Consider the following 20,335-nt stretch of genomic DNA (forward strand, 5'->3'; position numbering starts at 1 on the left):
TAGTTGACAGTTTTTTATAACCAATTGAAATTCCATCAATAATCAAAGTGTCCAAAGGCCAGTGGCCAAACTGCGAGCACAGTGACTCGCAGCGCCCTTCAGACAGGCGAGTCAAGTCACGCTTCAACTCAAGGGGGCAGCGAACCTGGAATGGACCGGTGCTCCCGGTCCACTCCATTGATCACTGGTGATCAGCCCGCCGCAACCACGGTGATTTCCACCAGCAGGTCCGGCGCGGCCAGGCGCGATTCGACGGTGGCACGGGCAGGCGCGTGGCCTTCGGGTGCCCAGGCGTCCCACACCTCGTTCATGCCGGCGAAGTCGGCCTGGATGTCCGACAGCCAGACCTGGGCGGTGAGGATACGGGTTTTGTCCAGGCCGGCCTGGGCCAGGAAATTGTCGATCTTGGCCAGCACCTGGGCGGTCTGGCCCTTGATGTCCTGGGTGCGGTCGGTGGCGGTCTGGCCGCCGAGAAAGGTGAAGCCGTTGCATTGAACGACGCGGCTCATGCGTTGATTGGTTTCGATGCGTTTGATTTCCAGCATGTGAACTCCTTATGGGTGTGCGATGGTTGAAGCGGATTGAAAAGATCCCGGCGGCGCGCTGGCCGCCGGGTTGAAACGGTCGATGGCGAAGGGTTCCAGTGAAATGTCCGAGTGTTCGCCGAGAATCAGTTGGGCCAGGCGTTTACCAGTGCCGGGGCCCATCTGAAAGCCGCTGCCGCAAAACCCGAATGAATAACTCAGGTTACTGGCCTTGCGACTGGCGCCGATCACCGGCAGGTCATCGGCGGTGAAGGCTTCGACCCCGGCCCAGACGCGGTTGACGCCCAAGTGTCGCAAATGCGGAAACAAGTCGGTGACCGTGCGCGCGCTGCTACCCAGGCGTTCCATCTCGACCTCGCCATGGCGCGCGAGAAAATCCAGGGAGCCGACCAGCTTGCCGCCGATCACTACCGTACCATTGGCGAACTGTTTGAACGACAGTGCGCGTGATGTGGCACCCAGCACCGGGACACAGAACGGCGCAACGCGATGGGTGACCATCAGCATCAGGCCTTCCGGGTGCACGGGCACCGGCTCGCCGATCTGCGCCGCCAGCCCTCCGGCCCAGGCGCCCGCCGTGACCACCAGGTGCTCGGCGCTGAAATGGCCAGCGGCTGTGCTCACCCGCCACTGGGTTCCGGTCTGCTCGATCCGTTGCGCCGGGGTGTTTTCGTGAATCCGCACCCCGCGCTGTTGCGCAGCCAGGCGAAACGCGGTGACGGTCTTGAACGGCACCGCATAACCATCGTCCTTGACCCAGATACCGCCCGTCACATGCCGTGCCACGGTCGGCACTGTGTCGAATACCTGTTGTTGATCGACCAACACTTCATGGCTGAAACCCAGCGCCTGCAGTTGTTCGACCCGCAGCCGGCACTCCTGCAGATCGGCCTGGCTCTCCGCCAGCTTGAGCTGGCCGCTGGGGACAAAACCGCCGTCGTCGCCCAGGGTATTTTTCAGCTCATGCCACAGATCGCGCGAGGCCAGGGCCAAGGGAATTTCCGCAACGTGTCGGCCCAGGGTGCGTACGCCACCGGCATTGACGCCGGAGGCATGGCGCCCGCAATACTCCGCTTCCAGCACGGTCACCTTGACTCCCGCTTGCGCCAGGTACAACGCGGTGCTCAGGCCATGGATGCCACCGCCGATCACCAGCACGTCGGCCTGGCGCTTGCTCGACTCACTCACCGGCCAGTTCCCCCAGGGTGATGGGCTTGATCGGCGGACGAATGCGGTAATAACCCACCTCCGCCGCCGATACGCCGCGGGCCTTGGCAATGACTTCGGTCACGGTCAGCCCGCACAGGCGCCCCTGACACGGCCCCATGCCACAACGACCGAATGACTTGGCCTGATTCGGACCGGCGCAACCCAGGGCGACAAAGCTGCGCAGTTCACCCGCCGTCACTTCTTCGCAGCGGCAGACCATCACTTCATCGGCCGGAATGCGATTGGGTTCCTTTGGTTGATACAGCGCGTCGAGAAACGGCCGAATCCGCAGGTTGGCCTCCAGTTGTACGCGCAACGGTCGGTCCTGGTTATCACGCTCGGCGTTGCTGATGCGCTTGAGCTGCCCGGCAATCCCCAGTGCCGCCAGCTGCCCCTGCACTGCCGCTGCCTGGGCGCCACCGATGCCGGCACCGTCGCCGGCAACGTAGACCCCCGGCACATCGAGTTCGCCCCAGGCATCGGTGACCGGGCGGAAACACAGCTGATCCAGGTCCCACTCATGCCGGGCGCGCAAGGCCTGGCTGAACTGGATATTCGGCACCACGCCCTGGTGCAACAGCACACAACGGGTGTCGATGCGCTGCGCCTTGCCGGAGGCGCTGAAGGTCAGTGCCCGGGCCGCGTCCTCGCCCTCCACCGCCAGGTGTTCGGCACCGGTGTAATGAGCGATCCCGGCACTGCGCAAGCTGCGCATCAGTTCCAGTCCCTTGCGCAAATACGGCCAGGCGCGCAGCGCGGCAAACAGGTGGCGGCGGGCACGCCAGTAATCTTCGGGCCGCGTGGTGTCGACCAGGGCCTTGATTGTCACGCCGGCCCGCAGGTACTGCCAGCCCAGCAAATACAGGAGCGGGCCGCAACCGGCCAGGACCACCGGTTCGCTCGGGGCCAGGCCGGCGCTTTTCAGCAGGATCTGCGCCGCGCCGGCGCTCATCACCCCGGGCAGGGTCCAGCCGGCAATCGGAAACGGCCGTTCCATGGCGCCGGTCGCCAGCAGCACGGCCTTGGCGTCCAGGGTATACAGCCGACCTTCGCGCAGGTAGCTGACCTGATGCTCCCGGGTCACTTGCCACACCGACGCGCCTTTTTCATAACGCACGCTCGAGGAGGCCAGGGCCTGGGCCAGCTGATTGCCGTGGGCGTAATCCGGCCCCAGCAGGTCCCGGCGGGACAGCGGCGCCAGGGTGATACCCCGGTAAATCTGGCCACCCGGGCTGCCCTGCTCATCCAGCAACACCACCTGCAAGCCCAGCCCGGCCATCCGCGTCGCGGCCGCCATGCCGGCCGCGCCGGCGCCAATCACCACCACCTCCACGCTTTCACGGTTCATGACTGCACCTCCACGGCCTGGACATTCAGCGGTTGATAGATCAAATCCCGAGCCCCTTCCTGGGAACGGATACGCATGCCGTCAACCGCTTCGATCAGGCAGCTCTGGCGGTTGGGAACACCGTCGATCTCCACCAGGCATTCGAAGCACACGCCCATCATGCAGTACGGCGCCCGGGGCGACTCGCTGACCGGCGTGGCGCGAAAGCGGCTGATGCCGGACATCAGCAAGGCCGCCGCGACGCTGATGCCGGCGGGCACGCTTAGCGGTTGATCGTTGAAGGTCAGGCTCACCGTCCGCGTCGCCCTGACCTCACTCATGACCGGTTGAAACAGCGGATCAGTGCGCATGTGAAAACACCTTGTCAGTTAGAAAACGATCACCGCAAAACACCTCAAGCTCCTCAGGTCGAGCGCCGCCCATGATCCACGGCGCGATGCGCAGGGCATGGGCGGCGGCCAGGGTCACGCCGCTGTGGCAGGTGACCACGAAGGCGCCCGGGTGCGCGCTGGATTGCTGGTAGATGGGCAAGCCGTCCGGGCTCAACACCCGCAATGCGCCCCAGGCCCGCACCAGCCGCACATCGCGCAGCAAGGGAAAGGTCGCCACACCACGTCTGGCGATCGCGGCCAGAACCTCGGTGGAGGTGCCGTCATCGAAGCCCACCTCCTCCATCGAATCCCCCAGCTGCACGGTGCCTTCGTCGGTCTGGCGGACGTTGAGGGTCGGGTATTCAAGAAAGGGCCGCAGCCGTTCGCTGATCAACACCTGTCCGCGATTGGGCGCCACCGGTGCATACAGCCCCACCTGCCGCGCCAGCGCCGCATTGCCCAGCCCGGCGGCCAGGACTATGCGTGGCGCGACGAAACTGCGCTGCCCGGCCTTGACCCGAAACTCGCCGGGGGCGCAGTCGATGCGATCGACCTGCACGCCGCCATGCATCTGCGCGCCTTTGGCTTGCGCGGAGGTATGCAGCGCCCGCAGCAGTTTTAATGGATTGACGTGGCCGTCCTGCGGGGTGTAACTGGCGCCGATCACTTTGGGTCCGATCAATGGCAGACGCGCTTTCACTTCAGCGGCGTCCAGCATCTCGTACGGGTAATCGCCCAGCGCATCCTGCAAAATCTGCAATCGCGACTGGCGCTCCAGCAGTTCTTCGTCGCTGAAGCACATGTGGAAACCACCGGGCTGCTTGAGCTGCACGTCGACCCCGCTGTCGGCCAGCAGCGCTTGCGCGAACGCCGGCCAGCGGCTCGCCGAAGAGCGGGTCCAGCGCGCGTAATCCGGCAGGTCATGGCCTTTGCCCTGGACCCAGACCAGGCCGAAATTGCCTCGGGACGCACGAAACGCATCGTCGCCCTGATCGAGCACCACGGTGTCGACACCGCTGCGGGCCAAGCCATAGGCCACCGCCGTGCCCACCAGCCCGCCGCCGACCACAATCACATCCGACTGCACGACCTTGAGTCTGTCCTGGCTCATTTGCCTTCTCCGATCAATACCCGATCCAGCCCGACCATGCGATCCAGCACCAGCATCAACACCAGGGTGCCGACGATCAGCACCGTGGAGACGGCGGTGATCAACGGATCGATGGTCTGGGAAATCTGGTTGTACATGGCCACCGGCAAGGTGGTGGTGCCGGGCGTGGCGACGAACACGGTCATGGTCAGTTCGTCGAAGCTCTGGATGAAGGCCAGCATCCAGCCGCCGATCACGCCGGTGCGAATCCGTGGCAGGACCACCCGGTGAAAGGCGGTCCAGCGCCGCGCCCCCAGGGACAAGGCGGCCTGTTCGATGTCGCGCTCCAGGCCGATGGTCGAGGCCAGCGTCAGCCGCAAGGCATAGGGCAGCACCACGATCACATGGGTAATGCTCAGGGCCCAGAAGGACCCGCCGATCTGCGCCATGGAGAAAAACCGCAGGAACGCAATGCCCAGCACCACCGAGGGAATCATCAGCGGCGACAGCAGGAAACCGGTCAGTGCGCCGCGCCCCGGAAACTCGTAACGGCTGATCGCCAGTGCCGCCGGGACTGCCAGCAACGTGGCGACGGTGGCCGAGACCAGGCCCAGCTTGAGCGACAGGAAAAACGCATCGAGCATCTCCTGGTTCTCCAGCAACGCCCGGAACCAGCGCAACGACAGGCCGTCGGTGGGCAGCGACAGGTAACCCTTGTCGGTAAACGCCATCGCCATCACCACCAGCAGCGGCGCGACGATGAAGGTGATGAAGAGCAAATGGAACAGCAGCGAGAAAAATCCGTTCTTGTGCATGGCGGCTTACTCGAAGACTTGCTTGAAGCGGCGCTCGGCCAGCTTGCTGCAACCCAGGATGATGATCAGGTTGGCGACCAGCAGGAGCATCGCGATGGCGGCACCGAGGGGCCAGTTGAGGGTGCCGAGGAACTCGTCGTAGGCCGCCGTCGCCACCACTTTCAAGCGTCGCCCGCCGATGATCGCAGGGGTTGCGAAGGCCGACGCCGCCAGGGCGAAGACAATGATCGAGCCGGAGAGAATGCCGGGCATGATCTGCGGCAGGATGATTCGGCGGAACACCGTCAGGCGCGACGCGCCGAGGGACAACCCGGCCCATTCCACCTGCAGATCCAGGCGCTGCAGGGTGGCCCACACGGCAATCACCATGAACGGCACCAGCACATGGGTCAGGGCGATGATCACGCCGACCTGGGTGAACAGCATCTTCACCGGCTGTTCGGTCATCCCCAACGCCTGCAAGGCATCGTTGATCAGGCCGTTGTTGCCCAGCAGGATCGCCCAGCCGAGCGTGCGCACCACCACCGAGATCAGCAGCGGCCCCAGCACCACCAGCAGAAACATCGAACGCCAGCGCGGCGCCATGCGCGCAATGATGATGGTTTCCGGCACCCCGAGCAGCACGCAGAGGACGGTGACCGCCAGCGCCATGCCGCCGGTGCGCAGGAATATTTCGTGGAAGTAGCCGTCCTTGAACACTTCCAGGTAATTGCCCAGGCTGTAGACCGGCAACACGCCTTCGGTGTCGCTGAACAGGTTGAGCGACAGCAGCGCGGTCAACAGCAGCGGCACCAGCAACAGCGCGACGAACACCAGCACCGCCGGACCGCTGAGCAACCACGGCGCGGCACCGACGCGTTCGGCATCATACCTGGCCATGGGCGACCTCCCGATCCAGCAGGCGCAGGTCGTCGTCGGACCAGTCCAACCCGACTTCACTGTTTTCATCCGGCGGTGGCGTGCCCAGGTTGGGCTGGGTCATATGCACCACGCCGAAGCTGGTTTCCACCGCGATCAGCCACAGGTTGCCGAGGAACACCCGCAAGCGCACGCGCCCGATCAAACGGCCCGTGCCCACCTGGGTCAGGCGGATTTTTTCCGGACGGATATAGACGTTGACGTCGTTGCCCAGGGAGCGATCTTCGTGGGGCACGTGCAACAGCGTGTCCTTGACCTGCACATGGCAGCACCGATCGTTGCGGGTTTGCACCGCGCCGGCGAAGGCGTTGGTCTTGCCCAGGAACGCCGAGGCGAATGGCGAGTGCGGCCGTTCGTAGGCTTCGTAGGGCGTATCGATCTGCACGATCCGGCCTTTTTGCATCACGGCGATGCGGTCGCTCATGGTCATGGCCTCGACCTGGTCGTGGGTCACCAGAATCGTGGTGATGCCCAGGTCGCGCTGGATCGCCCGCAATTCGATGTGCATCTCTTCGCGCAGCTTGGCGTCGAGGTTGGACATGGGCTCGTCGAGCAGCAACAGGTTCGGTCGAATCGCCAGGGCCCGGGCGATGGCGACCCGTTGCCGCTGCCCGCCGGACAGCGCCTTGGGATAACGCTCGCCGAGACCGCCAAGGCGCACCAGGTCCAGCGCTTCATCGATGCGCTTGCTGCGCTCGGCCTTGGGCACGCCGCGCATCTCCAGGCCGAAACTGATGTTCTGCGCCACCGTCATGTGCGGGAACAACGCGTAGCTTTGAAAGACGATGCCCAGGCCGCGCTGCTCGGGACGCACATGGGTGATGTCGCGCCCATCGAGGACGATGCGCCCTTCGGTGGGCTGGACGAAGCCGGCGATGGATTGCAGGGTGGTGGTCTTGCCGCAGCCGGAAGGGCCGAGCAAGGCGATGAATTCGCCGTGGCGGACTTCCAGGTTCAAGCCGTCGATGGCCCTGAAACTGCCATAGGTCTTGACGATGCCTTCAAGGGTGAGAAATGCCATGGGCTTGCCACGCAGGCGCGGGCCTGCGTCTCCAGAAAGAGGTCGGGAAGGATCGGAGCCAGTGCGCGGCTAGCGTTCGACCGTGCGGTTCCAGCGCGTCGTCCATTCGCTGCGCTGCTGGTTGATCGTGTCCCAATCGACCTTGATCAGCGCGTTGACCTTCTCCGGGCCATAGGGCATGCGCGCGGCGATGTCCGGTGCGAGGGTGACGGTCTGATTGACCGGGGCGAAGCCGTTTTCCCGGGCCTGGATGGTCTGCACTTCAGGCGACAGCACGTACTGGATGAATTGCTGCGACAGTTCCGGCTGCGCGTTGGGCGTGATGCCGCAGGCGGCGATCTGCAAGGCGATGCCGCCCTCTTTCGGGTAGATGAATTTCAGCGGAAAACCGGTGCCCTGCAACGCCACCGCACGACCGCTGCCGTACACCGCCATGACCACGTCGCCGTTCTGCATCATGCCGTCCATCTCACCCGGCGCCGAGACCCAGGCCAGGACGTTGGGGCCGATTTCGTCTTTCAGCGCCTTGAAGCCCGGGTCGATATTCTTTTCGCCACCGCCGCGCAGACGGGCCATTTCCACCAGGGTGTGCAGGCCATAGGTGTTGGTCACCGGCGGCATGCCCAGCAGTTGCTTGTAGCGCGGGTCGGTGAGGTTCTCCCAGGAGTCCGGCGCGGCCCAGCCGCGCTTCTTGAACGCCTCTTCGTTGTAGCCGATGCCCGTGGCGACCACGCCGACCCCGGTCGCTTCAGGGCTGAGCCGCGCCAGCGGATAGAGGTCCTTGTAGACCGGTGCGTCGCTGAGTTTTTCGCACAGGCCCAGTTGCAGCGCCTGGTACATCGGCCCGTCGTCCATCATCGCGACGTTGATCTGCTGGCGCCCCTTCTGCGCTTGCAGTTTGGCCAGGGTTTCGGTGGAGTTGCCGGCGACGTACACCACTTTGACGTTGTGCTGCTTCTCGAACGCGGGGATGACTTTGGTCTTGTACATCTGCTCGGTGGAACCGCCGACTCCGGCGACATACAGCGTCGGCTCGGCGAACGCGGCGCCACTGCCCAGCCCGACAAGGGCGACAGCGACAGCAGTGGCAATGCGGGTCAGGGGGCGAAACGACGGCGTGATCAAGGTCGATTTATAGTTATTCACAGACTATCTCCGAAGTGCGTGGGGCAGATCGAACAATGCGTCAGTTGCTTCGGCGTCAATCGAAGCCATGCAGCGCGCTGCATGTTCCCGGTGAATACATCACGGGATGGCGCATCTTCATGTGCGCTATGGGTTGCTGGTCTGGAGTATTGCGAGGCACTATCCATGTGGTCAAATCACAATATCCGGGTTAGTTATTCATATTTGATATGGAAGGTCGGGATGAACCTCAGGCAGATCGAAGCATTCCGCAGCGTCATGCGCTTGGGCTCCATGACCGCCGCGGCAGAAGTGCTGTACACCTCGCAGCCCAACGTCAGCCGGCTGATAGCCCAGCTGGAACTGAGCACCGGGCTGACCCTGTTCAAGCGCGCAGGCGTGCGGCTGATCCCGACGCAGGAGGGGCAGGCGTTTTTTCATGAGGTGGAACGCGCCTATGTCGGCCTCGACAGCCTCAAGCACTCGGCGAAGAACATCCGCAACCTGGGCACCGGACGCTTGCGCGTCGCGGCAGTGCCTTCGACCGGCATGAGCGTGCTGCCCGGGGTGATCAAGCACTTCACCGATACTCGCCCGGAGCTCACGGTGTCATTGCACGTGAACTCCTCGCCCACCGTGGAGCAATGGGTCAAATCGCAGTTCTGCGACATCGGCATCGTGGTGCACCCCGGCGACGTCAACAGCCAACAGGTCGAGTTGCTCGCCGAGATAGCGGGCGTGTGCGTGTTGCCTCGCTCACACCCGCTGGCTGAACGCGCGCAGATCACCTTCGCCGACCTCGAAGGGCAACCGTTCATTTCGCTCTGTCATGGCGATGGCACCCGCTCGTTGGTCGATGGTTTGTTCGAGCAGGCAGGCGTCGAGCGGGTGATGGCCGTCGAAGCGCAGTACAGCGCAATCAATTGCGAAATGGTCGCGCTGGGCATGGGCATCACCCTCGCCCACCCATTGGTGGCCAAGGATTATCGGCATCGGGACATCGTGATCAGACCGTTCAGGCCGGACATCCTGCTGCCGACCTACGTGATCTGGCCGAGCGCGCCCACGCGCACGCGACTGGCCGAGGAATTTGTCGATACGCTGAAGGGGTATTACAGGGACGCTGTCGACGCCGTTTAAAAGCACGCCGAACCTGCGCCCCTCCGGTCATTTCACATTGTTGCGACCATGGCCATCAGTCGACTCGCACCTGCCATTCGCCGGGTGTCGGTAAAAGGTGTCCACTTATGACCACCTTCTATCGCCAACGGCTGGCCGACCAGACGGAGCTTGCCGTCCCCGACCTTTTGCACGGAGCCATCGACTCGATACTGACCGGGCGTCATGCCGAACCAGCGGATGCACGCTTTGTGGAAACTGCTGTGGTCGTGGAACCCGAGCGCGTGGGTCACGTGCTTCATATTGAAATGGGAATACCGCAGGTAGAAGTCGGCCAACTGCCGACGTACATCGTTGAGCACGTCCTTGAACTGCGCGCCATCCTTCTCCAGTGCCCGTTGCAACGTGCGCTTGCTGATGTTCAGCGCAGTGGCTATCGATTCCATATCACACTGCCCCTGCCCCTGACTCAGGCGTTCGGTGATCAATGCCCGAATCCTGCAGACAATGGTGAAGCCGTACAGCTGGTCCAGCTGAGCTTCGGCAAAACTGTCATGCAGTACAGCCAGCGACTCGTTGGCCATGCTCAACGGACGCAGAAGCTCCTGGCCATCGAACAGGATGCTGTCGTAGGCCGCCCCGAAACGCAGTTCATTGCCAAACAGCCGCTGATGCTCCGAGATGTCTTCAGGCTCCGGATAGGTAAACTCCACGCGTAACGGTTTCGGCAACCTGCCGCCCGTCAGCCAATTACAGAATCCCAGCAGCGACGCGAGTCCGGCATCGCTGTACTGCCGCGGCTTGACCGAGTCGCATTGGTGATCCAGCCCGGCCAGTCGGAAATTCTGCCCTTCCTGCCCCAAAAACAGGCTGAGGCCAGAGCTGATCAATGGGCTGAAACGCACCAGGCGTTCGAGCGCCCGCTTCAGGTTCATGCTGGACATCATCGAGTACCCCACGACCTGGAAGTTACCCGGATGTACATGGTCGTAGGCTTTCAGTCCAATATTCGCATCACCAGACGCCTGCGCTGCCAACGCCCAAAGACGGTAGATGACACTTCGTTCATAGAAGGCATGCTGCTGGCTCAGAACTGCCAGATTCAGCCCCGCTTCCCGGGATAATTCGATCACATCCAAGCCTTCAGCCGAGAGCGTATTCACCAACACATTGGTATAGCCTGTACCCACTCTATACATGACGACCTCAAAAACCTGTTGAACCACGCTTTCTTTCGTGAACCATTGAATTTGCTGTGAAATTCATCTTAATGGCCATTCATTACAAGGCCGTTATGCTTGATGTCAAAGACGACCCACGGCCAGCGTAGACCCGAAATCCCGATGTCGCCAAAATAAGCCACAATCAGCGATCCAGACGGCTTTTTTGAAGCGAGCCTGCTCGAAAAAAAGTTCGATAATCGGCGAATTTGATTGATTGACTGTGTACAAATCCGAACTGGCTCCACCTGAACACATCCCTGGCTCCACGTGAACGCATCCCCCCGTAGGAGCTGTCTCGCGAAGCGAGGCTGCGATCTTTTGATCTTGCCTCCCAGCGATCCCGAGAAGACCCAAAGATCAGGGCTGGCGCGCAGCGCTGCGAGTCCCGGCAAACGCGCTAGTACCCAGCCAGCCCCACAGGTTTTGCGCATCCTGCGCGGCGCCGTCGACCCGCAGCTCTTTCGACTGAAGCACCTCCTGCGGTGTACGGTCGCCGGTCCACACCTCGGTCAGCGCGCGCACGCTGGAGTCCACGACGAGCGTCAGTTCGCGACCGGGGTCGTCGCGGCACAGGTCTGCCACTCCCGCTTCGACCACGAGCCACCACACTCGCTCGCCGGGCCGCGCGTCGCGGAAATTGAAATGGATCACCACCGGTCGGGACGGGAAGGTTTCGATGCGCACGAACCGGCGCACGTCCCACATCAGCAGGCCCGCGTCGAGTTCGTCTTCACGAAGGCGACTGCCGATCCAGCGCGCGCCCCAATGGCCCAGCGCCATGATGATCGGGCGCAATTCCTCGCCCGCCTCGGTCAGGCTGTACTCCCAGACTTTGCCGGCGGCCGTGCGATGCACCACGCCGATTTCTTCCAGATGGCGCAGCCGCTGGGCCAGCAGGCCGGTGGAGATCCGGGGCACGCCGCGGTGCAGTTCGTTGAAGCGCTTGCTGCCGCACAGCAGTTCGCGCACGACCAAAGGTGTCCAGCGCTCGCACAGGGCCTGCGCACCGCGCGCGACCGTGCAGAACTGACCATAGTTCTCTTCCATCAGCGGACTCCGCAACCGCAACGCTTCAGATTCTGAACTGGCCCCTGGACTTTCCCACGCGCACGCTGAAGCCTTCGCAAGCCAATCGCTAAAGGAGAACGCCATGACCAAGGTAGCCATCATTCAGCGCCCGCCCGTGCTGCTCGATCGCAGCGCGACGATCGCCCGGGCCGTGCAATCGGTCGCCGAAGCTGCGGCGGCGAGCGCCTCGCTGATCGTTTTGCCCGAATCCTTCATACCAGGTTACCCGTCATGGATCTGGCGGCTGGCGGCGGGAACGGACGGGGCTGTCATGGGCCAGTTGCACACGCGGCTGCTGGCCAACGCCGTCGATATCGCGAACGGTGACCTCAGCCCGTTGTGCGAGGCCGCCAGCGCTCACGCCGTGACGATCGTGTGCGGTATCGATGAATGCGACCGGCGCAATGGCGGCGGTACGCTCTACAACAGCGTAGTCGTAATCGGCCCCGACGGCGAAGTGCTCAACCGCCACCGCAAGCTGATGCCAACCAATCCCGAGCGCATGGTGCATGGCTTCGGTGATGCATCCGGGTTGCGCACGGTCGATACACCGGTCGGCCGCGTGGGTACGCTCATCTGCTGGGAAAACTACATGCCGCTGGCCCGCTATTCCCTATATGCCCAAGGGGTGGAGATCTACGTCGCCCCCACCTACGACACGGGCGACGGCTGGATCAGCACCCTGCGCCACATCGCACTCGAAGGCCGCTGTTGGGTGCTCGGCAGCGGCACCGTACTGCGCGGCAGTGACATCCCCGACGACTTTCCGGCCCGTGCGCAGCTGTTTGCCGATCCGGACGAATGGATCAACGACGGCGACTCGGTGGTGGTCAGTCCTCAAGGCCGGGTCGTGGCCGGTCCGCTGCACCGCGAGGCTGGCATTCTGTATGCGGACATCGACGTCGCACTCGTGGCACCCGCGCGACGGGCGCTCGACGTCACCGGGCACTACGCGCGCCCGGATATTTTCGACCTCCAGGTACGACGCACGCCGGCGACAGCGGTGCGCTACATCGACGAGTGAAGTCAGGCAAGGTTCCGGCGATCCATGCCCTCTGCGGCGGTATCGCTTGACCAATGATCGAGGAGTCATGCAATGAACAATGAACGGTCGTACCAGGGCAGTTGTTTTTGCGGCGCAGTCGAATTCACCGTCCGCGGCGAGCCCGCCGCGATGGGCTATTGCCACTGCGAATCCTGTCGGCACTGGTCGGCAGGGCCAGTGAATGCCTTCACCCTGTGGAAACCCGAGGCGCTGCAAGTGACTCGGGGGGCAGACAACATCGGCACCTACAACAAGACAGCGCAGAGTTACCGCAGGTGGTGCAAGACGTGCGGCGGGCACCTCTTCACCGAACACCCGGGGATGGGGCTGATCGACGTGTATGCCGCGCTGATCCCGGAGCTCGCCTACTCGCCAGGCGTTCACGTGCACTATCAGGAGACCGTGCTGCGCATCAAGGATGGGTTGCCCAAGCTGAAGGATGTCCCCAAGGAACTGGGGGGATCGGGCATCAGCCTGGACGAATAACGCAAGGCTGGCGGGCGGGCGGTCAGTGATCCATCCGATATTCACTACGCCCGCCCTGCGCCCGGCTATGATCTACAGGATCCAGCCTCGCCGACGGTCGTTGCTGCGACCCGTCCCGCTTTTTCTTCCCCCGGGAGAAGCGCCATGCGTGTTAGCTATTGCTTCAGCGCAATCCTGCTCGCCGTGCTGTCTTTGCCCGGTGGTTCGGACGAGGGCGGGTTCTTCATCACCCAGGCATTGGCCGCCACCCCCGAGGCCGGTGCCGCAGGCGCTGCGCCCGCACCCGAACCGACTGCACCGGCCGAGGCGGTCTTCAAGCCGGAAGAACTCGACCAGATGCTGGCGCCGCTGGCCTTGTTTCCGGACTCGTTACTGGCCCAAGTCCTGATGGCGGCGACTTATCCGGGCGATGTCGCCGACGCGGTGGCCTGGTCCAAGGCGCATCCGGACAGCAGCGGTGACGCCGCGGTGCGGCAAGTGGCGAATGAACCCTGGGATCCGAGCGTGCAATCGCTGGTCGCCTTCCCGGCAGCGCTGGTGATGCTGGGTCAGGATCCGGCCTGGGTGCAGCGCGTGGGCGACGCCTTCCTCGCGCAGCCCAACGCCGTGATGGATTCGGTGCAACGCCTGCGTCGCCAGGCGCAAGCCGCCGGCCACCTCGAATCCAACGCGCAACAGCGCGTCACCGTGCAGCCCGCCGTGCCAGCACCGGCACCGGCACCGGCACCGACCAATTCGACCGTGGTGGTGCAGCAACCTGCGGCCACCCAGACCATCATCATCGAGCCGGCCCAGCCGCAGACCGTCTACGTGCCGAGCTACAACCCGAGCGTGGTCTACGGCACCTGGGCCTATCCGTCCTACCCGCCGGCGTACTATCCGCCACCGCCGGGTTACTACCTCGGCACCGCGCTCGCCGCCGGCCTCGCCTTCGGCGCTGGCGTGGCTATCGTCGACTCGCTCTGGGGCGACTGCGACTGGGGCCGCGGCGACATCGACATCGACGTCAACCGCTACAACAACATCAACACCAACCGCCAGATCAACGCCAACCAGAACAATTGGAAACACAACTCGATCAACCGTGACGGCGTGCCCTACCGCGATAGTGTGAACCGCGAGCAGAATAGCCGGCGTCTGGCCGGCAGCGAACAGCGCGACGCTTTCCGCGGCCGCGATCCGGTGCGGGCCTCCGAGCGCGAGCGCGCCAACCAGGCGCTGGCGCAACGCGGCATCGAACCCGCGGCTACCAGCAATCGCCAGGCGCGCGAGCGGGCCCAGGCCGCGAGCCGCGACCTGGACCAACAACCGCAGGTGCGCGAACGCGCGCAAGCCAGTGCGCAGGCGCGCCAAGATACCCAGGCCAACGCGCAGAAGCGCGAGCAGGCGCAGGCCAATGTACAGGCGCGTCAAAATACTCAAGCCGGTGCGCAAAAGCGCGAGCAGGCGCAAGCCGGTGCGCAGGCGCGCCAGAAGACTCAGGCCGGTGCGCAGCAGCGCCAGGGCACGCCAGACAATCCAAAGGTCCGCCAGCAAGCGCGTCAGCAACAGGCCAGCACCCAAGGGCCGCGCAACAATGCCTTCGCCGGCGCCAGCAACCCCTCGCAATCGCGATTGCAAGCCAGCCGCGGCCAGGCCAGTCACGTTTCCGCCAGTCGGCCGCGCGCGGAGCGCGCCAGTGGTCATACCGTACAACGCCCGGCCCGGGCACCGTCCCGGGGCGGTGGCAATCGGCGCTGACAGGAGACTCGCCATGAAGGCTGCTTTGCGTATTTTCCCGATTACGCTGCTGGCGATCCTGGCCCTGGACGCGCGCGCGCAGCAGGCCTTTCCCAGTCCGGATGCCGCCGCCGAGGCCCTGGTCGCCGCGCTCGGCACCCGACAGGCCGATCAAGCACGCCTCGCGGCCCTGCTCGGGGCTGACTGGCGCGCCTATATACCGCTCGAAGGCATCGACCGCGACGATGTCGATGCCTTCATCGCCCACTACCGGGAACAACACAGCATCCGGCCCGACGGGCAAGGCCAGGCGCACCTGGTGGTCGGCACCGACCCCTGGACCTTGCCGCTGCCGATCATGCAGGGCAAACATGGCTGGGCCTTCAACGCCAAGGCCGGTGGCGAGGAGATCCGCGAGCGTCGCATCGGTCGCAACGAACTGGCCACCGTGCAATCGGCGTTGGCCTACTACGATGCCCAGATGGACTACGCCGCGGTCGACCGCGACGGCGACGGCGTGCTCGAGTACGCGCAAAAATTCATCAGCAGCAACGGCAAGCATGATGGCCTGTACTGGGCCGAGGAGCCCGGGATGGAACAGAGTCCGCTCGGCCCTTTGTTCGGCGACGCCAAACCCGGCGACGACTGGCATGGCTATCAGTACCGTATCCTCGACGCGCAGGGACCCTCGGCGCCGGGCGGCGCCTACAGCTACAAGCTCGGCGACAACATGAGCCGCGGCTTTGCCCTGGTCGCCTGGCCGGCGAAGTACGGCGACAGCGGCGTAATGAGCTTCATGATCAGCCACGAGGGCGAGCTGTTCCAGAAAGACCAGGGCCCGGACAGCGCGAAACTGTCGACGTCCATGCACCGCTTCGATCCCGACAGCAGCTGGAGCGATGTCGATGAGCAACCCGGGCTTTGAGCGCGGTGGCGGGAATGCCCCCTGACGTCGTTCTCAGCCATCGCCTGGTAGCCTGCCAGGCCCACCGGGCTCAAGTACCGCGTCCGTTTGGCCCTGCTCACGCCCACGTTTTCCCGAGCCGTTCCAGACCGGACTTTTGCAGATCCTGCGGACTCATCACAATACGGAACTTGCAGCTGGCGTTGAAGTTGAGAAAAAAGGGTTCCGCTAAAGCCGGGATATCGGAAGGGTCTTGCACGTCGACCAGAAAGATCCCGCCGCGCATGCCATCCTGCTCGGTAAAGTACGCCGCCTCCGGCTTGATGCTTTGCAGAATACGCTCGATAACCTTGCCCACCTCCCCGGCTTTGACAAGGGTGTTGAAGGGTTCATTAGGGCACTCGACCATAAGTAACATCTTCATCATTCGATCCTCTGTTCAACGTGCAACCCTATCGCCAGATCGCGGCTTCTGGCGCTCATGCCGCCAGCGTCGCGGTACCTGTCGTCAAGAATAGCCAAGCACGAGCCAACCCTCGTGCAGGGTTACGGGCGGTCATCAGGCAGGGTCGGGGAAGACGGCGCGAGGGAAAACGGGATCAGCGCCGGGGGATTGCCAAATGGAGTTGCCCTGTAGGAGCGAGCTTGCTCGCGATGGACGTCAACGATACCGCGTTAATTCTGGATAAACGCGTCGTCCTCGAGACCATCGCGAGCAAGCTCGCTCCTACAGAAAAGCGCGAGGCTGATTACGCAAACTTGATGGTGCCGCCCGGGATATCGTCTCGAGCCAAGCGCAAGTCGCAGGCGTCCTGATTGAGCTGGTGAATCAGGTTGAGCAACCGCTGGCGCAACAGTTCGTCTTTGAGTTGCTCGGCTGCGCGCATGATATCCAGCGCGGCGTTCTCATTGTTGCTGGCGACGGAGTCGAGCAGTTTGCGCATGCTCCTTGATGGCCGATTCATCTGTTGCCTCCCTGGTTTTGATAGACGCGAATCATAGGGGGCGAATGTTTCGGCAATGTTACTCCTCGGAACGCCCCGTGGCGTCACGATCGCGCTCGTAGTGCCTGGTGAGCGCAAACGGCGGCAACCAGGACTCGCGACGCACGGTCCAGCTTTCGTAAGTGGGCCTCAGTTGGTCAGGGGCATCCAGGGATCCCAGGTTCACTTCGATTTCGTCGCCGGTGCGGGCGAACACCGATGAGCCGCAGCGGGGGCAAAAATACCGCCCGGCATAGTCACGTGTTTCGCCCTCGATCGTCACCGCGTCCTGCGGGAAGATCGCCGAAGCGTGAAAAAGCGCCCCATGGTGCTTGCGGCAATCGAGACAGTGACAAAGGCCGACCCGGTAGGGGCGCCCTGTCGCCTCGATCCGGACGTTGCCGCACAGGCAACCGCCGGTGAATCGGTCCATGCTGCGTCTCCTCTGGAATCAGGCGATCAACCCACCCCGCCGGCCCATGAACAAGGCTGCCCGCGGCCCAGGCAAACGCTGATCAGCCTTTTACAGCCGCTTCGATCGCAGCGATGTCGATCTTGCGCATCTGCATCATGGCGTCGAATGCGCGCTTGGCCACTGCTTGATCGGGGTTGGTCACCGCGCTCGTCAGCACCCGTGGCGAGATCTGCCATGACAGTCCCCACTTGTCCTTGCACCAGCCGCAGGCACTTTCCTGGCCGCCGTTACCGACGATCGCGTTCCACAAGCGGTCCGTTTCGGCCTGGTCATCGGTCGCCACCTGGAACGAAAACGCCTCGTTGTGCTTGAACGCCGAGCCCCCGTTGAGTCCGACACAAGGGATGCCCATCACCGTGAAATCGACCGTCAACACATCGCCCTGCTTGCCCGCCGGATAGTCGCCAGGCGCGCGATGGACGGCGCCCACGGCGCTGTCGGGAAACGTCTTCGCATAGAACGTCGCAGCGTCCAGTGCGGTGCCGTCGTACCAGAGACAAATCGTATTCTTGCTGAGCATCCTGGTTCTCCAGAATCGGGAGTGAGATAGGCAGTCTAGCAGCCCAGGCAACGAGCACAGCTTTGCAGGCACCCGTGGACGGTCCTGGAGATCTGGCCTCAATCGCATACGTTATGCCGACGGTCTGGTGGCACGCCGGATACCTGTCGAGTGGTGTTGGCGGGGTGTCGAAATTAATCGCCAGCGCGATCAACCCGTGCTCAGGACCAACGACCTCGCACGACCAGCCCCAGCAATTCTCGATGCCCGCTGACGCCGGTTTTTCGATAAAGCCGCTTGATGTAGGTAGCGGCGCTTGAGTGCTGGATGCCCATCAGGGGCGCGATGTCTTCCGCCCCCAGGCCACTGAGCAAATGCCTGAGCAGTTCACGGTCCCGACGAGTCAGTTCAGGATAAAGTTGCTCAACCCGTTGACTCAGCAAAGACGGCATCTGATTGGCTTCGATATAGGCACGATAGTGCAAGCGCGTAACTTGAATCAGTAACGGCGCAACCGACTCGATAAATTCGATTTCGCGCTGATTGAAGTTGCCGTGCTCGCGCCCTCGATAGAAATTGATCGACAGCCAGCCCCCGCCCTCCTCCTGATGATTGAGCAAGGCCATGCGTTGGGAGATTTGCGGCTGCTCATAGCAGACTCGACGATAGTCACGATGGGTGATGTCTTCGACCGACTGCAGCTGCGCCAGGATTCGTGCACCTCCGTATTTCGCCTTGTGACCGAGCATCGCCTGGCGGTTGCCATCCAGGCTGTGAAAACGCTCGACATAATCCCGGGAAATACGCGATATCTGCACCAGTCTGGCCTGGTCGGAGCACGACAACACCTGCGGCTCCTGGCCCTCGGGATAAGCGAACACAGTGCATTGCGCCAGCGGCATTACCCCGCGCACCAACGTCAGTAACTCAGCCGCCAGCCAGGTCCGGCAGTCCTCGCCCACCCGAGCCAACAGATGGGCGATTTGTCCCGTCGTCAACGGGACCTGGTGGTAAACGGTGGTGAGCGGCCAGTGGTTCATTCAGGGATCAATTCGCGCGTTGAAGATTGGCGTTCGTGGGGCAGTGCCCGCACCAGTATGGCAGCTACCAGTAACAGCAGCGCCGCGTACAGACAACCGGCCGTATAGGTATGGGTCAGGTCTTTGAGCCAGCCGACCACCAGGGGGTTGAGGGCCGACCCCAGATTACCCACGGCGTTGATCACCGCGATACCCACTGCCCGGGCTTGAAAACTCAATGAGCGATCCGGCAGGGTCCAGAAAATCGACATGGCCGTGTAGGAACCCGTCGCCGCCATGCAGACCCCGGCCAGTTGCACGATCGGCTCGCTCGACAGGGCCGTGCAGCACCAGCCCGCAGCGGCCATCAGCATCGGCAGCGCGAGGTGCCAGCGCCGTTCCTGGGTCAGGTCCGAATGTCGACCCCAGAGGAGCATGCCCACAATGGTGCATACCTGAGGAATGGCCGACAACAATCCGATCAGCGTATTGCTCTGTCCAGCGCTGAAACTCTTGACGATCAACGGCGTCCAGACCGCGATCATCGCCAGGGTGTTGACCAGGCAAAAGTACACCAGACAGAACAGCAGCACCGCTGGCGACAGCAACTCGCGTCCCCAGTGAGCGTGGGGGGAAGGTGCCTGGCGGTCCTGCTCCAGCAACTCGGCCAGCTGCAGTTTCTCATCGGCGCTCAGCCAGCGTGCCTGGCGCGGCTTATCGTCCAGATAACCGTACACCGCCAGGCCGAGTACGACGCTGGGCAATCCTTCGAGAAGAAACAGCCATTGCCAGCCTGCGAGTCCCCAATGGCCATCCAGGCCCAAAATGGCGCCGGACAAGACCGAACCAAAGCCCGCGGTAAACGGCATGGCGATCATGAACAGCGCATTGGCCCGGGCCCGGTACGCCGCCGGAAACCAGAACGTCATGTACAGCAGTACACCAGGCAGAAACCCTGCCTCGGTGATGCCTACCAACGCACGCAACCAATACAGGCTGGCTGCGTCATGGGCAAACAGGGTGGCGGTCGACGCCACGCCCCAGGCAATCATCAGGCTGCCGATCCAGCGCCGGGCGCCAAGTTTCGCCAGGACCATGTTGCTGGGGATGCCGCACGCAATGTAGGCCAGGTAGAAAATCGTGGTTGCCATGCCGAACTGGGTACTGCTCAACCCCAGGTCGTCCATCATCGTCAGCCCGGCAAACCCGATATTGATACGGTCCAGAAATGAAAAAACGAAACAGATGAACAGAAACCACAGCAGGCGTTTCGAGACTTTGGCGATGACCGGCGGATGAGCGCCGGCCTCCTCGCCAGGGGTCACAGCAGGACGGGATGGCATAGGGTGATCC

At 63.2% G+C, this 20,335-nt stretch carries 22 protein-coding genes; 5 read left to right on the forward strand and 17 right to left on the reverse strand.

Features of this window, described 5'->3' with window-relative positions:
* Window positions 1–191 precede the first annotated feature (191 nt).
* From ELQ88_RS22015 to ELQ88_RS22055, 9 genes are all read right to left on the reverse strand, one after another.
* The gene (locus ELQ88_RS22015) at window positions 192–542 is read right to left on the reverse strand and encodes a RidA family protein (protein WP_224790959.1); all 351 of its coding nucleotides are present in this window, start codon (window positions 540–542) and stop codon (window positions 192–194) included.
* A 12-nt stretch (window positions 543–554) separates the two neighbouring features.
* The gene (locus ELQ88_RS22020) at window positions 555–1,733 is read right to left on the reverse strand and encodes an FAD-binding oxidoreductase (RefSeq protein WP_128871626.1); all 1,179 of its coding nucleotides are present in this window, start codon (window positions 1,731–1,733) and stop codon (window positions 555–557) included.
* Entirely contained in the window at window positions 1,726–3,102 is a 1,377-nt protein-coding gene (locus ELQ88_RS22025) for an NAD(P)/FAD-dependent oxidoreductase (RefSeq protein WP_138967722.1), read from the reverse strand. Before ELQ88_RS22025 ends, ELQ88_RS22020 begins: the two co-directional genes overlap by 8 nt.
* Window positions 3,099–3,452 carry a (2Fe-2S)-binding protein gene (locus ELQ88_RS22030; RefSeq protein WP_138967724.1) on the reverse strand — a complete coding sequence of 118 codons (354 nt, stop codon included), beginning with the start codon at window positions 3,450–3,452 and terminating at the stop codon, window positions 3,099–3,101. Before ELQ88_RS22030 ends, ELQ88_RS22025 begins: the two co-directional genes overlap by 4 nt.
* Window positions 3,442–4,584 carry an FAD-dependent oxidoreductase gene (locus ELQ88_RS22035; RefSeq protein WP_128871624.1) on the reverse strand — a complete coding sequence of 381 codons (1,143 nt, stop codon included), beginning with the start codon at window positions 4,582–4,584 and terminating at the stop codon, window positions 3,442–3,444. The genes ELQ88_RS22030 and ELQ88_RS22035 overlap by 11 nt, the downstream gene beginning before the upstream one ends.
* Window positions 4,581–5,378 carry an ABC transporter permease gene (locus tag ELQ88_RS22040; RefSeq protein WP_128871623.1) on the reverse strand — a complete coding sequence of 266 codons (798 nt, stop codon included), beginning with the start codon at window positions 5,376–5,378 and terminating at the stop codon, window positions 4,581–4,583. The genes ELQ88_RS22035 and ELQ88_RS22040 overlap by 4 nt, the downstream gene beginning before the upstream one ends.
* A 6-nt stretch (window positions 5,379–5,384) precedes the next feature.
* Window positions 5,385–6,257 carry an ABC transporter permease gene (locus tag ELQ88_RS22045; RefSeq protein WP_138967726.1) on the reverse strand — a complete coding sequence of 291 codons (873 nt, stop codon included), beginning with the start codon at window positions 6,255–6,257 and terminating at the stop codon, window positions 5,385–5,387.
* Window positions 6,244–7,317, reverse strand: a complete 1,074-nt coding sequence (locus tag ELQ88_RS22050; RefSeq protein ID WP_138967728.1) for an ABC transporter ATP-binding protein — start codon at window positions 7,315–7,317, stop codon at window positions 6,244–6,246. Before ELQ88_RS22050 ends, ELQ88_RS22045 begins: the two co-directional genes overlap by 14 nt.
* A gap of 69 nt (window positions 7,318–7,386) precedes the next feature.
* A complete protein-coding gene (locus tag ELQ88_RS22055) occupies window positions 7,387–8,463 on the reverse strand; it encodes an ABC transporter substrate-binding protein (protein WP_224790954.1) in 1,077 nt (358 codons plus the stop codon).
* 222 nt (window positions 8,464–8,685) lie between these two features.
* On the opposite strand from ELQ88_RS22055, the gene ELQ88_RS22060 reads away from it, so the two are divergent.
* The gene (locus tag ELQ88_RS22060; protein ID WP_138967730.1) at window positions 8,686–9,582 is read left to right on the forward strand and encodes a LysR substrate-binding domain-containing protein; all 897 of its coding nucleotides are present in this window, start codon (window positions 8,686–8,688) and stop codon (window positions 9,580–9,582) included.
* A 32-nt stretch (window positions 9,583–9,614) separates the two neighbouring features.
* Here the strand turns inward: ELQ88_RS22060 and ELQ88_RS22065 are convergent, their stop codons facing one another.
* Together ELQ88_RS22065 and ELQ88_RS22070 are read right to left on the reverse strand one after the other, a co-directional pair.
* Entirely contained in the window at window positions 9,615–10,760 is a 1,146-nt protein-coding gene (locus tag ELQ88_RS22065; RefSeq protein ID WP_138967732.1) for an AraC family transcriptional regulator, read from the reverse strand.
* 381 nt (window positions 10,761–11,141) lie between these two features.
* Complete coding sequence (locus tag ELQ88_RS22070) at window positions 11,142–11,831, reverse strand: helix-turn-helix domain-containing protein (RefSeq protein ID WP_138967734.1); 690 nt, start codon at window positions 11,829–11,831, stop codon at window positions 11,142–11,144.
* Window positions 11,832–11,934: 103 nt separating this feature from the next.
* On the opposite strand from ELQ88_RS22070, the gene ELQ88_RS22075 reads away from it, so the two are divergent.
* From ELQ88_RS22075 to ELQ88_RS22090, 4 genes are all read left to right on the forward strand, one after another.
* Complete coding sequence (locus ELQ88_RS22075; protein ID WP_138967736.1) at window positions 11,935–12,876, forward strand: carbon-nitrogen hydrolase family protein; 942 nt, start codon at window positions 11,935–11,937, stop codon at window positions 12,874–12,876.
* 72 nt (window positions 12,877–12,948) lie between these two features.
* The gene (locus ELQ88_RS22080) at window positions 12,949–13,383 is read left to right on the forward strand and encodes a GFA family protein (protein WP_138967738.1); all 435 of its coding nucleotides are present in this window, start codon (window positions 12,949–12,951) and stop codon (window positions 13,381–13,383) included.
* A gap of 144 nt (window positions 13,384–13,527) precedes the next feature.
* On the forward strand, window positions 13,528–15,123 hold the full coding sequence (locus ELQ88_RS22085) for a DUF3300 domain-containing protein (RefSeq protein WP_138967740.1): 1,596 nt from the start codon (window positions 13,528–13,530) through the stop codon (window positions 15,121–15,123).
* A 13-nt stretch (window positions 15,124–15,136) separates the two neighbouring features.
* Window positions 15,137–16,027 (forward strand): DUF2950 domain-containing protein, encoded by an 891-nt coding sequence (locus ELQ88_RS22090; protein ID WP_138967742.1) that lies wholly within the window; start codon window positions 15,137–15,139, stop codon window positions 16,025–16,027.
* Between the two features lie 97 nt (window positions 16,028–16,124).
* Here ELQ88_RS22090 and ELQ88_RS22095 read toward each other — a convergent pair whose 3' ends face one another.
* The 6 genes from ELQ88_RS22095 to ELQ88_RS22120 all read right to left on the reverse strand — a co-directional run bounded on the left by ELQ88_RS22095 (window position 16,125) and on the right by ELQ88_RS22120 (window position 20,325).
* On the reverse strand, window positions 16,125–16,430 hold the full coding sequence (locus tag ELQ88_RS22095) for a panthothenate synthetase (RefSeq protein WP_138967744.1): 306 nt from the start codon (window positions 16,428–16,430) through the stop codon (window positions 16,125–16,127).
* Window positions 16,431–16,755: 325 nt separating this feature from the next.
* Window positions 16,756–16,971 carry a hypothetical protein gene (locus ELQ88_RS22100; protein WP_128873182.1) on the reverse strand — a complete coding sequence of 72 codons (216 nt, stop codon included), beginning with the start codon at window positions 16,969–16,971 and terminating at the stop codon, window positions 16,756–16,758.
* Window positions 16,972–17,029: 58 nt separating this feature from the next.
* Complete coding sequence (locus tag ELQ88_RS22105; protein WP_138967746.1) at window positions 17,030–17,422, reverse strand: GFA family protein; 393 nt, start codon at window positions 17,420–17,422, stop codon at window positions 17,030–17,032.
* Window positions 17,423–17,504: 82 nt separating this feature from the next.
* Window positions 17,505–17,984, reverse strand: coding sequence for a VOC family protein (locus ELQ88_RS22110; RefSeq protein WP_128873179.1), 480 nt, complete (start codon window positions 17,982–17,984; stop codon window positions 17,505–17,507).
* A 200-nt stretch (window positions 17,985–18,184) separates the two neighbouring features.
* Entirely contained in the window at window positions 18,185–19,003 is an 819-nt protein-coding gene (locus ELQ88_RS22115; RefSeq protein WP_138967748.1) for a LuxR C-terminal-related transcriptional regulator, read from the reverse strand.
* The gene (locus ELQ88_RS22120; protein WP_138967750.1) at window positions 19,000–20,325 is read right to left on the reverse strand and encodes an MFS transporter; all 1,326 of its coding nucleotides are present in this window, start codon (window positions 20,323–20,325) and stop codon (window positions 19,000–19,002) included. The genes ELQ88_RS22115 and ELQ88_RS22120 overlap by 4 nt, the downstream gene beginning before the upstream one ends.
* Window positions 20,326–20,335: the final 10 nt, after the last annotated feature.

Source organism: Pseudomonas sp. MPC6, from assembly GCF_006094435.1.
Lineage (GTDB): Bacteria > Pseudomonadota > Gammaproteobacteria > Pseudomonadales > Pseudomonadaceae > Aquipseudomonas.